General features: G+C 73.6%; 9 protein-coding genes and 2 tRNA genes. 5 read left to right on the top strand and 6 right to left on the bottom strand.

Annotated features, from left to right (window positions below):
* Window positions 1–58: 58 nt before the first annotated feature.
* The 4 genes from UWG_RS0105020 to UWG_RS0105005 all read right to left on the bottom strand — a co-directional run bounded on the left by UWG_RS0105020 (window position 59) and on the right by UWG_RS0105005 (window position 4846).
* Entirely contained in the window at window positions 59–952 is an 894-nt protein-coding gene (locus UWG_RS0105020) for a LysR family transcriptional regulator (protein ID WP_016906108.1), read from the bottom strand.
* Between the two features lie 224 nt (window positions 953–1176).
* Window positions 1177–1974 (bottom strand): 3-oxoacyl-ACP reductase, encoded by a 798-nt coding sequence (locus tag UWG_RS0105015; protein ID WP_016906107.1) that lies wholly within the window; start codon window positions 1972–1974, stop codon window positions 1177–1179.
* Entirely contained in the window at window positions 1971–3377 is a 1407-nt protein-coding gene (locus UWG_RS0105010) for an aldehyde dehydrogenase family protein (protein WP_016906106.1), read from the bottom strand. Before UWG_RS0105010 ends, UWG_RS0105015 begins: the two co-directional genes overlap by 4 nt.
* A gap of 92 nt (window positions 3378–3469) precedes the next feature.
* On the bottom strand, window positions 3470–4846 hold the full coding sequence (locus tag UWG_RS0105005) for a glutamine synthetase family protein (protein ID WP_016906105.1): 1377 nt from the start codon (window positions 4844–4846) through the stop codon (window positions 3470–3472).
* 129 nt (window positions 4847–4975) lie between these two features.
* Between UWG_RS0105005 and UWG_RS0105000 the strand changes: the two genes are divergently transcribed.
* The 3 genes from UWG_RS0105000 (at window position 4976) to UWG_RS0104990 (ending at window position 8168) form a co-directional block, all read left to right on the top strand.
* Complete coding sequence (locus UWG_RS0105000) at window positions 4976–5698, top strand: FadR/GntR family transcriptional regulator (RefSeq protein WP_016906104.1); 723 nt, start codon at window positions 4976–4978, stop codon at window positions 5696–5698.
* Window positions 5699–5866: 168 nt separating this feature from the next.
* Entirely contained in the window at window positions 5867–7465 is a 1599-nt protein-coding gene (gene eat / locus UWG_RS0104995) for an ethanolamine permease (protein WP_016906103.1), read from the top strand.
* The gene (locus tag UWG_RS0104990; protein WP_016906102.1) at window positions 7458–8168 is read left to right on the top strand and encodes a gamma-glutamyl-gamma-aminobutyrate hydrolase family protein; all 711 of its coding nucleotides are present in this window, start codon (window positions 7458–7460) and stop codon (window positions 8166–8168) included. The genes eat and UWG_RS0104990 overlap by 8 nt, the downstream gene beginning before the upstream one ends.
* A 535-nt stretch (window positions 8169–8703) precedes the next feature.
* Here the strand turns inward: UWG_RS0104990 and UWG_RS0104985 are convergent.
* Window positions 8704–8776, bottom strand: a tRNA-Arg gene (locus UWG_RS0104985).
* 185 nt (window positions 8777–8961) lie between these two features.
* A tRNA-Ser gene (locus UWG_RS0104980) sits at window positions 8962–9051 on the bottom strand.
* Window positions 9052–9300: 249 nt separating this feature from the next.
* On the opposite strand from UWG_RS0104980, the gene UWG_RS0104975 reads away from it, so the two are divergent.
* Window positions 9301–9726: an SSI family serine proteinase inhibitor gene (locus UWG_RS0104975; RefSeq protein WP_016906101.1), complete on the top strand. Its 426-nt coding sequence runs from the start codon at window positions 9301–9303 to the stop codon at window positions 9724–9726.
* 260 nt (window positions 9727–9986) lie between these two features.
* The coding region (locus tag UWG_RS33555) for a PAS domain-containing protein (RefSeq protein ID WP_016906100.1) at window positions 9987–12818 on the top strand (2832 nt) is incomplete at its 3' end.

Raw genomic sequence — 12818 nt, 5'->3', positions numbered from 1 at the left:
GTGTTTCACCGGTCGGCACTGTGTCCAAACCCACCGAAACCGGTCCCGGCCGTGACGTTCACCAGTGTGCGGCGGTGCGCAGCAGCCGGTCCTGAGCGCGCGCGAGGTGCGGCAGCGCGGCGGTGCCGGCGCGTGCCGTGAGGAAGTAGGTGCGCAGCGGGGGTACGTCCGGGTCGAGGAGGGTGGCGACCTCGCCGGCGGCGAGCGCTCCGGCGCAGAGGTACCGCGGCAGCACCGAGACGCCGGCCCCCGTGCGCACGCACTCCAGCACGGCGCGCAGATCGGGCACTATGACGGCGCCCACGTGCGTCGGCGAGGCCGCGAAGACCGACTCCCAGTACCCGGTGAGCAGCGGCAGCGATTCGTGGACCGCCACCACGGGGACGTCCTTGAGGAGCCGTGCCCCCTCTGCGCGGACGGCGCCGGGCCCGCCGAGCCGGGACGCCCAGGCGGGGGCCGCCACCAGGACGTGCTCCTCGTCCCAGAGCGGCGTCGTCGAGAGGAGTTCGCCGTGTGCGCGGGCGGTGCCGACGGTGAGGTCGTAGTGCCCCGCGGCGAGCCCCTCCAGCCCCGCCCGCCCGGTGACGAACGCGGCGCGGAGCGTCAATCCCCGCTCCACCAGCGGTGCGAGCGCGGGGAGCACGCGCAGCGACATCAGCTCGGGAGGCCCCGCCAGGTGCAGGGCGCGCCCCGCCGGCTCCTCCGGGTCGATCTCGGTGATCTCCGCCAGCGCGTCGACGTGCGGTGCGACCCGGTGCGCGAGCTCTTCCCCGACGCCCGTCGCCGTGACCCCGCGGGACTGGCGTACGAAGAGCGGGCGTCCCAACTGCCGCTCCAGGGCGCGGATCTGGTGGGTGACGGCCGGCTGCGAGAGCCCGAGCAGCGCGGCGGCGCGCGTGAAGGAGCCTGCCCGGTGCACAGCGAGGAAGGTGCGCAGCAGGGCCAGGTCCATCACGTCTCCGATGCGCGTTTCGACGGGGTTGCCGCCTATGCCGCCGACGGTGTCCGCAACGATAAGTATCCCGATAGGTCTGTGTCGATACCGTGATTGGACACTGACGCTGAGTCAACTAGCCTTGTGTGCGCGCTGTTTCACGCGCCGCACGAGGGCGGTTCGAGGCACGAGGGGGGAGCCTCGAACCGCCTGCTCCGCCGCGCCCGCACGCCGCGGGGCGGCTACAGCGGCGTCACGTACGCCCCGGCGATCCCGCCGTCCACGAGGAACTCGGCCGCGTTGACGAAGGTCGAGTCGTCGCTCGCGAGAAAGGCGACGGCCGCCGCGATCTCCTCCGCCTCGGCGAAGCGCCCCACCGGCACATGGACGAGACGGCGCTGGGCGCGCTCCGGATCCTTCGCGAAGAGCTCCTTCAGCAGCGGCGTGTTGACGGGCCCGGGGCAGAGCGCGTTGACGCGGATGCCCTCGCGCGCGAACTCCACACCGAGCTCCCTGGAGAGCGCGAGCACGCCGCCCTTCGAGGCCGTGTAGCTGATCTGCGAGGTGGCGGCGCCCAACACCGCCACAAAAGAGGCCGTGTTGATGATCGACCCCTTACTCTGACGCCGCATGTACGGCAGCGCAGCCTGGCAGCAGAGGTACACGGAAGTGAGGTTCACCTGCTGCACGCGCTGCCACGCGTCGAGTCCCGTCTCCAGGATCGAGGAGTCGTCGGACGGCGAGATCCCGGCGTTGTTGAAGGCGATGTCGACGCTGCCGTACGCCTCGTCCGCCGCCGCGAAGACGGCGCCCACCTGCTCGGGGTCCGTGACGTCCGTCTCCACGAAGAGCCCACCGACCTCCTCGGCGGCGCGGCGCCCGGCGTCCGCGTCGATGTCGGCGCAGACGACGCGGGCGCCCTCCGAGGAGAGCCGGCGCGCGGCGGCGAGGCCGATGCCGCTGCCGGCCCCGGTGATCACCGCGGTGCGGCCGGGGAGGCGTCGGCAGACGGGGGCGTTGCCTTCGGCTGGTGCGGTCACGCGGGCTCCTCGGTGCTCTCGGTGCTGATGAAGACGTTCTTGGTCTCGGTGAAGGCCGCGAGCGCGTCGGGCCCCAACTCCCGCCCCACGCCCGACTGCCGGAAGCCGCCGAACGGCGTCGCGTACCGCACGGCGCTGTGCGAGTTGACCGAGAGGTTCCCCGCCGCCACGGCCCGCGAGACGCGCAGCGCGCGCCCGACGTCGCGGGTCCACAACGACCCCGCGAGGCCGTACTCGGTCGCGTTGGCGAGCCGTACCGCCTCCGCTTCGTCCTCGAACGGCAGGACCACGGCGACGGGTCCGAAGATCTCCTCCGTCGCCGCGGGGTCGTCGGGACGCCCCTCGAGGACCGTCGCCGGATACCAGTAGCCGGGGCCCTCGGGCACGCTGCCGCGGATCAGCGCGGGCGCGCTCTCCTCGACGAACCCGCGCACCCGGGAGCGCTGCCGCTCGGAGACGAGCGGCCCCATCTCGGTGGCCTCGTCCCTCGGGTCCCCGGCGCGGAACGCCGTCACCGCGGGCTCCAGCAGCGCGAGGAAGCGGTCGAGCACGGAGCGTTGGACGAGGAGGCGGCTGCGGGCGCAGCAGTCCTGCCCTGTGTTGTCGAGGAAGGAGGCGGGTGCCGCGGCGGCGGCAGCCGCGAGGTCGGCGTCGGCGAAGACGATGTTCGGACTCTTGCCGCCGAGCTCCAGCGTCACCGGCTTCACCTGCGCGGCGGCCCGCGCCATCACGTCCTTGCCGGCCTCCGTCGAGCCCGTGAAGACGACCTTCGCCGTCCCCGGATGCTCGACGAGCGCGCGCCCGACGAGATGCCCCTCGCCCGGCAGCACCTGGAAGAGCCCCTCGGGGAGCCCCGCGTCGAGACCGAGCTCGGCGAGGCGCAGCGCCGTGAGCGGCGTCGTCTCGGCGGGCTTGAGGAGCACCGCGTTGCCGGCCGCGAGCGCCGGAGCCGTGCCCCAACCGGCCACGGGCATGGGGAAGTTCCACGGGGCGATCACCGCGACGACGCCGAGCGGCTCGGCGAACGTGACGTCGAGGCCGCCGGCGACCGGGATCTGCCGCCCGGTGAGCCGCTCGACGCCACCGGCCGCGTACTCCAGCACGTCGCGCACGTTGGCGGCCTCGCCGCGCGCCGCCGTGATCGGGTGCCCGGCCTCGCGGACCTCCAGCTCGGCGAGGTCCTCCCGGTGCGCGTCGACGAGGGAGGCGAACCTCCGCAGCGTCCTCGCGCGGTCGGCGGGCGCGAGCGCGGCCCAACGGCGCTGCGCCGCGGCGCCGCCGGCGACGGCCGCGTCGACCTGCTCGGGCCCTGCGGCGAGCACCGTGTCGACCAGCTCCTCCGTCGCCGGGTTGACGACGCGCAGCTCGCGTTCCTGGTGTGCTTCGTGGGGCGGTTGCGTCAACGGTCCTCGATCCCTCGGCTGCGTACGGGCGTTGGCGGGGCGTTCCCCGGCACAGGGTGGCGGTGCGCGCGTCCCGGCGGCTGCGCGCCGGCTCACATCCGCTCGAAGGAGCGGTACCGCTCCCAGTCGGTGACGGCGGCGTCGTACGCCTCCTGTTCGATCCGCGCCATGTTGGCGTAGTGGGCGACGACGTCCTCACCGAAGGCTTCGCGCGCCGCCGCGCTCGCCTCCCAGAGCCGCGCCGCCTCCCGCAGCGTCGCCGGCACCTGCGCGGCGTCGGCCGCGTACGCGCTGCCGGTGCACGGTTCCGGCGGCTCCAGGCCGCGCTCGACGCCGTGGAGTCCGGCCGCGATCATGCCGGCGACGGCGAGGTACGGGTTGACGTCGCCGCCCGGCACGCGGTTCTCCAGGCGGTGGCCGGCGCCGTGGCCCACGACGCGTACGGCGCAGGTGCGGTTGTCCGGGCCCCAGGCGACGGTGGTCGGTGCGAAGCTGCCGGGCCTGAAGCGCTTGTAGGAGTTGATGTTCGGCGCGTAGAGCAGGGTGAACTCGCGCAGCACGGCGAGCTGTCCGGCGAGGAAGTGCCGCATCGTGGGGGACATGCCGTCCGGCGCGGAACCGTCGGCGAGGACGGCGGCGCCCGATGCGTCGCGGAGCGAGAGGTGGATGTGGCAGGAGCTGCCCTCGCGCTCGTCGTACTTGGCCATGAAGGTGAGCGCCCTGCCCTCCTGCGCCGCGATCTCCTTGGCGCCCGTCTTGTAGACGGAGTGCTGGTCGCAGGTGGTGAGCGCGTCGGCGTAGCGGAAGACGATCTCGTGCTGGCCGAGGTTGCACTCGCCCTTCGCCGACTCGACGGCCATGCCGGCCGCCGCCATCTCGTTGCGGATACGCCGCAGGAGCGGCTCGACGCGGCCGGTGCCGAGGATCGAGTAGTCGACGTTGTACTGGTTGGCGGGGGTGAGTTCCCGGTAGCCGCTGCGCCAGGCGTCCTCGTAGGAGTCGTCGAAGAGGATGAACTCCAGCTCGGTGCCGGCCAGGGCGCTCCAGCCGTGCGCGGCGAGCCGCTCGATCTGCCGCTTGAGCACCTGCCGCGGCGAGGCGGGGACGGGGGTCCCGTCGTGGTGGGCGAGGTCGGCGAGGAGGAGCGCGGTGCCAGGGTTCCACGGGACGCGGCGCAGCGTTCCCGGGTCGCCGTGCATCGCGAAGTCGCCGTAGCCGCGCTCCCAGGAGGCCATCTCGTAGCCGTCGACGGTGTTGAGCTCGACGTCCACCGCGAGCAGGTAGTTGCATCCCTCGGTGCCCTCGTCCAGCACGTGGTCGAGGAAGAAGGGCGCGGCGAACCGCTTGCCCTGGAGCCGCCCCTGCATGTCGGTGAAGGCGAGCACCACGGTGTCGATCTCGCCCGACGCCACCAGCGCGCGCAGCTCTTCGACGGCGAGTGGGGGCGCGGACGCTGCACGGTCTGCCACGGGGAGTCCTCCTGTCGGTGGGCAGAGGCCATAAGGTATTCGTCGAGACCTTTTTAAGGAAGGGGCTTCGGCCGGCCGGTGTCGCGCCGGACGGAGCGGCCGAGCGGTGTGCGGGACGGGCTGGGAGCGATGGTGGAGAACGGGGCAGGACGGGACCGGTTGGCGAGGGTGCTGCGCCCCGTACGTGCGGGAAACGGCTTCGAGGAGGCGCTGGAGCAGATCCTCCAGACCATCCGGCTCGGACTCGTCAGGCACGGTGAACGCCTGCCTTCCGAGCGGGAGTTGGCCGGAAGGATGGGCGTGAGCCGGGTGACGCTCCGCGAGGCGCTGAAGGTCCTCGCCGAGCAGGGGCTCGTGGTCAGCCGCCGCGGTCGGTACGGCGGAACGTTCGTGCACGCGCCGGAGCCGCCGGCGGAGGGCGCGCGCCTGGAGGCGGAGGCCGCCGAGGTCGAGGACGCGCTCAGGTTCCGCGAAGTCCTGGAGTCGGGCGCAGCCGAACTCTGCGCCGTACAGGGCTTGTCGGACGCCCTGGCGCAGCGCCTGCGGACGGCGATGGAGGCCGCGGGCGACGCCGAGCCCGCCGACTACAGACGCCAGGACACGCTCTTCCATCTCACCCTCGTCGAGCTCGCCGGCTCCTCGTCACTCATCGTGCAGTACACAGCAGTTCGCGCACGCGTCAACGAACTCCTGGGCCGTATACCGCTCCTCGTACGCAACCTGGAGCATTCCCAGGCGCAGCACGCGGAGTTGACGGATGCCGTCCTCGCGGGCGAACCCGAACGCGCACGGCGTGCGGCGCGCGAGCACTGCCAGGGGACGGCCGCACTCCTGCGCGGTTTCCTCGCCTGAGCTGCGCACAAGCCGCCCTGGGTGCAGGCGTGCTGGTGCCGATGCGCCGTCAAGTAGAAGGTGTTGTACGGCGGTTACGCCGCGGGCCGTCCGGCACGGGGGGTTGCGCAGCCCCTGTCCGCGGCACAAAGGTATCCCCCCGCACCATTGCCTCAGGCGGGAGTGGCCATGACCGATGCAACCGGCTCGCGCGGCGTACCGCGGCAACAGGGTTCGGCACCACCGGGCGCCGACGAGGCCTACCTGAGCAACCGCTCGCTCCGCCGCGGCAGCGCCGGATGGCTCCTCCTCAGCGGCCTCGGCGTCGCGTACGTCGTCTCCGGCGACTACGCGGGCTGGAACTTCGGCCTCGCCGAGGGCGGCTTCGGCGGCCTCGCCGTCGCCACCGTGCTCATGGGCACCATGTACACCTGCCTCGTCTTCTCCCTCGCCGAACTCTCCTCCGTCCTGCCGACCGCGGGCGGCGGCTACGGCTTCGCGCGCCGCGCACTCGGCACCTGGGGCGGCTTCCTCACCGGTACGGCGATCCTCATCGAGTACGTCCTCGCGCCCGCGGCGATCTCCGTCTTCATCGGCGGCTACGTCGAGTCGCTGGGGCTCTTCGGGCTCGAGTCGGGCTGGTCCGTCTTCCTCGCGTGCTTCGCCGTCTTCATCGGCATCCACCTCCTCGGTGTCGGCGAGGCGCTCCGCTTCAGCTTCGTCGTCACCGGGATCGCCGTCGCCGCGCTGCTCGTCTTCGCCTTCGGCGCGCTCACCCACTTCGACGCCGCCTCCCTCGACGACGTCGCCGTCGACACCGGCGCGCTCGGCTCCAACTCCTGGCTGCCGCTGGGGCTGTTGGGCATCTGGGCTGCCTTCCCCTTCGGCATGTGGTTCTTCCTCGGCGTCGAGGGCGTACCGCTCGCCGCGGAGGAGGCGCGCGACCCGGTGCGCAGCATGCCGCGCGCCATGGCCACCGCGATCGGCATCCTCGTCGTCCTCGCCCTCCTGACGCTGCTCCCCGCCGCGGGCGCCGCCGGCTCGACCGCGATCAAGGACGCGGACAACCCCCTCGTCGCGGCGCTCCAGGCGGCGAACGGAGGCGATCCGACGACGCTCAGCCGGATCGTCAACTACGCGGGCCTGGCCGGCCTGATCGCCTCCTTCTTCTCCCTCATATACGCCGGCTCCCGACAGCTCTTCGCCCTCTCCCGCGCCGGCTACCTGCCCCGCTTCCTCTCGTTGACGAGCCGCAGGAAGGCCCCGTACCTCGGACTCCTCGTCGCCGGCGCCTTCAGCTTCACGCTCGCGGCAGCCACGGGGGACGGCGCGCGGATGCTCAACATCGCCGTCTTCGGCGCCTCGCTCAGCTACGTGTTGATGTCCCTCTCGCACGTGGTCCTCCGCGTCCGCGAGCCCGAACTCCCGCGCCCGTACCGGACACCGGGAGGGCTCGTCACCTCGTCCGTCGCGCTCGTCCTCGCCTGCGCCGCGGTCGTCGCGACGTTCCTCGTCGACCCGAAGGCCGCAGGGCTCGCGCTCGTCCTCTACGCCGCGGCCGTCCTCTACTTCGCCCTCTACAGCCGGCACCGCCTCGTGGCCGCCGCGCCGGAGGAGGAGTTCGCCGCGCTCGCCGCCGCGGAGGCAGAGTTGGCCCGTGACACCTCCGACGAGCACCCCGCAGGGCCGAGCGCGGCAGACGGCCCCGACGACGCCCCCGGCGCAGGCACCGCCCGCGAGCCGGACAGCGCCGACGTTCCGCAGCGTGATGGAGGCGGCGATGGATGAGGCCCCGCTCATCGGCGTCAGCACCTACCTGGAGAACTGCGTCCGCTGGGGCGTGTGGCAGCAGTCGGCGGCGCTCCTCCCCGCCGGCTACCACCTCCTCGTCCAGCGCGCCGGCGGACTCGCAGCGCTCCTCCCGCCCGACGCCACCCAGGCCGCCCACGCAGTCGTCGCCCGCCTCGACGGCCTCGTCGTCTCGGGCGGTCCCGACGTGGACCCGGCCCGCTACGGGGCCGAGCGCGCCCCCGAAGCCGGCCCGGCCGACCCTGAGCGCGACCAGTGGGAACTCGCCCTCCTCGACGCCGCGTTCGCCCGCGGCCTCCCGGTACTCGGCATCTGCCGAGGCATGCAACTCCTCAACGTCCACGCGGGCGGCACCCTCGTCCAGCACCTGGAGGGACACCGCGGCGACACCGGCGTCTTCGCCCGCCACACCGTGACCCCCGTCCCCGGCACCCGCCTCGCCTCGGTACTCCCCGACCCCCTCTCCGTACCGACCTACCACCACCAGTGCCTCGCAGCCCTCGGCACCGGCCTCGTCCCCTCGGCCCACGCAGCCGACGGCACCGTCGAGGCCATCGAGGCCCCGGCCGGCCCCGCGTTCGTACTCGGCGTCCAATGGCACCCGGAGGAGGGCGACGACGTCCGCGTCATGCGGGCACTCGTCGAGGCGGCGGCTGCGAGGAGGGGGGTGGGGGCGCGGTGAACCGCGTTGCCGTGAGCCCGGGGTGAGAGCCCCCTCTTCCGGTCGCTGGGAGATCCCGGACGGGTCCCGCCCCGGACGTGAGCCGAGGAGATGTCCCGGAGCAGCCGTGGCTCCGCGGCCGACACGACGGCGAACACGACCGGCGCTGCGAGTCCCGCGGGCTTCCCGAAGTGCGGCGCGTTGACCGGTGTGCAGCTCCTCGACCCGTCTGGCCTTCCAAGCACCGGCCCGCGAGGCGCACCCGCTCGAAGGGCGATTCCAGGTGACGCAGAAACTCGGCTGCTCCTCCGAGTTCCCCGGCTGCCCGTCGGGTTGCCAACCACGGCGACCGAGTACGACGACGAACACGTCGCCGTGCTGGTGCGCCGCACACAGTGCCTACGGCTACGGACTGACGGCAGTCACGAGCAGGGACGGAAGATCAAGGCCGCGGTACCGCGGGCGAGTGGGCCTGTGCTCGGCGCCAGGAATGTGAGTTGCTTGCACAACCAAAAGAGTCCTGTTCCGAGTGATCGGAACAGGACTCCACGTGCTGCGCGCTCGGCAGGATTCGAACCTGCAACCTTCTGATCCGTAGTCAGATGCTCTATCCGTTAAGCTACGAGCGCTTGTGCCTCGGGTCGGTCGCCCCCTCGGCGTTGCGGGAACAACATTACATGACCTGCGGCCGGAGGCGAAATCCTTACCGTCTATCCCTTCTGACCTGCGTAAACGCCCTGTGTGGCGAGAGCGGCCGCGCGCACGAAGAAGCCCCGGCCGGAGTGGTCGGGGCTTCGTGATCGTGGAGATCGAGCGGAGGCTCCGGGATTTGAACCCGGGATGGGGGATCACCCCAAACCGCATTAGCAGTGCGGCGCCATAGACCAGACTAGGCGAAGCCTCCAGGCACACCGGGAACTCGGAAGCGCGGTGTGTGCGGACGATGATGGCACAGCCGCGTGGGCTGTCTCCAATCGGGCCCTACCGTACTCGGTCCGGTAAGGCTCAGGCAAAGCGCATCCCGTCCGCGGCAGGTGGGGGCGCGCCCGTGTCCCGTCCGCGGGCCGACGGGAGTGCGCAACGCCGCGTCGCCCTGGGCGTTGACGGAACAGGAGCGGGGACGTCCGCTCCCCGTCGAACCAGGGAGAGACTCATGCCGCGCCGCTTCGTCCTGCCCACCGCAGCGCTCCTCCTCGCGGGCGCCGCCCTCGGCGCCGCGCCCGCCGGGGTCGACGCCCCCAAGGCGGAGGGCAGGCCGGACGTCCTCCATCTCACCGTCTCCGGGAGCGAGTCGGGGGCGTACAACGGTTCTCGCACCCTCCGCTGCCGACCGACGGGCGGCGATCACCCGCACCCGCGCGCCGCCTGCGCCAAGCTCCGCGAGGCGACCGCGGACGGTGGGGACCCGTTCGCGCCCGTGGGCAAAGGGGAGTTGTGCACGCTCGTCCACGGTGGCGACGCGACGGCGAAGGTCCGGGGGACCTGGCGGGGCGCGCGCGTCGACGCGCGCTTCGACCGCACCGACGGATGCGAGATCGACCGCTGGTCGGCGCTGGTCCCCGTACTGCCGCGCAGCTGACGGGCGGCGCCGGCGTACCCGCGTCACCGCCCCGTCTCCCGGTCTCCCCGACTTCCGCTTCTTCTCCACCGGTTCTCCGCAGTGGCTGCCGCATCCCTCGCCGCTTCCCTCCCGGCTGCCCGTACACTTCCCCCTAGTGACGCGCCCGGGCGACCGACCGGCAGCCGGGCGGTCCGGCAGAAGCGGAGGATCGGCGGGGACGTCAGCAGGAAGCCGGCGCCGCGGGTCACCGCACGTGGTCAGCAGGGAGGAAGACCGCTGTGAGCAGCAGGCCGTCCCGGGGCGCTGCTCGCCTCGCCGCCATACTCGACGCGCTGCCCGATGCCCTCATCCTCGTCAACTGCAACGGCACGGTCGTCAACGCCAACTCCATTGCGCTGGAGGTCTTCGAGTCCCCCGGTACGGCGCTCGTCGGGCGCGGACTCCTCGACCTCCTCCCCGAGTTCGACTCCAAGCGCATCCCGGGCTCGATGCGCAGGCCCGAGGAGATCGACGAGGCGGCGGGGCGCACCAAGCCGCAGCGGATGACGGCGCGGCGTACCGACGGGAGCACGTTCGCCGTCGAGGTGACCAGCGCCAACCTGGAGGACCCGCACACCCCCTACGCGTCGGCCGTCGAGGCCGCGTTCGCCGACTACGGGACGTCGGGCAGCGGCGGGTACACGGGGGACGAGCTGCTGATGCTCGTCGTCCGCGACCTGACGGGCACGCTCGACACCGAGGCCGAACTCTCGCGCCAGCAGCGGCAGACGGAGATGATCCTCCGGGCCGCCTCCGAGGGCGTGATGGGCGTCGACGCGCAGGGGCGGATCGTCCTCGTCAACCCGGCGGCGGCGCAGATACTCGGTCACCGTGCCGGCGACCTCGGCGGGCAGGAGCTGCACCCGCTCGTCCACCATTCCAGGGCCGACGGCACGCCGTTGCCCTTCGAGGAGACGCCGCTCGCCGACACCCTGCGTTCGGGGCGCAAGCACCGCGTGCGCGTCGGCCAGGTGCTCTGGGCGAAGGACGGGCGGCCGGTGCCCGTCGACATGACCTCGGCGCCGGTGCGCGACGGCGAGCAACTCGTCGGCGCCGTCCTCACGTTCACCGATCGCCGGCCGTACGACGAACTCGCGGCACGACACCAGCAGTTGGAGGCGGTCGTCGGCGAGGGGCTGCGCGGGCCGCTGGAGCGGATGCGTACCGAGCTCAGCGGGCTCGCCGACGATCCGGCCGGTCAACTGTGGCCCGAGGCCAACCAGATACTGCGCCATCTCGCCGCCGGGTACGGGCGGATGACCACGCTCGTCGACAACGTGCTGCGCTACCAGCGGCTCGACTCGGGCGCCGAGCGCCTCAAGGTGCGCACCGTGCGCCTCGACGAGGTGGTGCAGTCCGCCATCGAGGGCGCCGACGAGCTGATCGGTCCGGGCCGCGCGCAGTTCGCCGTCCACACGCCGCCGATCGACGCCGAACTCGACGCCGAGCAGCTCGCGACGGCGCTGGCGCACCTCGTCGCCGACGTCGCGGGCGTCGACTCGACGGGGAACGCGGCGCCGCTGCCGCCGGGCGTCGACCCCACGATCGTCGTGGCGGTGGCGCAGCGCGGTGAGGCCGTGCGGATCGAGGTGCGGGGTCCGTACAGCGGCGGCGACCGGGTGCACCAGCCGCTGGTGCGCGGGATCGTCGGCAAGCACGGCGGTGTCCTGCAGACGCACGAGGTGCCGGGCGCCGGCGGGTCCGCCTTCGTCGTGGAGCTGCCGACGGTCGGGGCTGCGGAGGCGTCGCGTCCGGCCGCGGGCGCGCGGGTGGGCAAGGAGAAGGAGAACGAGACGACCGTGATGCCGGCGCCTGCCAGGCCGGTGCGCGGCTCCGCGGGGGGCGAGTCCGCGCCGGGGGCCGGGGCGTGGTCGGGGGCGGCTTCGGGCGGTTCCGCCGAGGGGGTCGTGGCGGCCGGCGGGGCGTCGGAGCCCGGAGCTGCCCAGGTGGACGTGCCCGGCGGCGCGTACGTCGGGCAGGGCGAGGCGCATGCCGGGGCGGACGCCGTCGAGCTGCCGGGCGGTACGGGCGCGGCGGTTGCGCCGCGGCCGACGGGGCGCAGGCGCGGGAGGCCGAGCCCGGCCGAGGAGCAGCACGAGCAGGCGGGCCCCGCGGACACCGGAGCCCGCGCCGGCGAAGACCGGACGCCCCCGCAGGGCACGGGGCGCCGGGCGCGGCGTGCACTCGCCGAACCTCACGGTCCCGGTGCGGAATCGCAGCCTCCGGCCCAGGGGGCGCTGCCGGCACTCGGGCCGGGGGAGTCCGGGCAGGTTCCGGACGTCGACGCGGCGGACGCCGGCTCGACGGGCGGCGGTAGGCGTGCCCGCAGGCTCGCGGCCGCCCGCGCACGGGCCGAGGCGGCGCAGACCGAACAGGGCCCGCAGCACGCCCCGTTCGCGCTCCCCCCTGCGCCCTCCGAGCAGGCTCAGCCGGAGGCGCCCGCATCGCAGGGCGGCGCCTCGCCGTCCGCCCGTACGGGAGACGGCCCCGACCCGCACGTCGGCGAGAGCCCGGCGCCGAGCCACGCCGCTCCCGACCCGGCAGCTCCGGCCCTGCCCGCGCCGGACATGCCGTCCGAGCCGGGGCCGTTCGCGCCGACCGGCTACCCCGTGTCCGGGGAGCCCTCGCTCGCGCAGCAGACGGAGTCCTCGCCCGGTCTCGTACCGGCGCGGCCCTACGCGCCCGACGACGCGCAGTCCGCGCCCGGCGCGCAATCCGGGCAGCCCGCGCCGGCGCACGGGGAGCCGGAGGTGACCGGCCGACAGCCACACGCCCCCTCCGCGGGTGAGCCCGCACAGAACGCGCTCTCCCCCGGGCAGCAACTCCCTTCCGGCGAGCAGCAGTTCCCTGCCGCGCCGGGTTCCGTCCCTGATGCTCAGCAGCCGTTGCCCGGCGCCCGTTCCGCGGCGCCCGACGGCCCTGCGCCGGTAGCTCCCGAGTCGCCCGGTGTGCGGCCTGCGCCGGGTGCGGTCGGGGGGCAGTCCGTGCCGGGGGCGTCTGGTGTCCCGGAGGGGCAGGCGCCCGGTGCGTACGCCTCCGGGGCGGGGCCGCATTCGCCGGTGCCGGGCGCA

Source organism: Streptomyces xiaopingdaonensis (assembly GCF_000262345.1).
GTDB lineage: Bacteria > Actinomycetota > Actinomycetes > Streptomycetales > Streptomycetaceae > Streptomyces > Streptomyces xiaopingdaonensis.
Note: the sequence above shows the minus strand (reverse complement) of the source record. Positions and strands in the feature narration are given on the sequence as shown.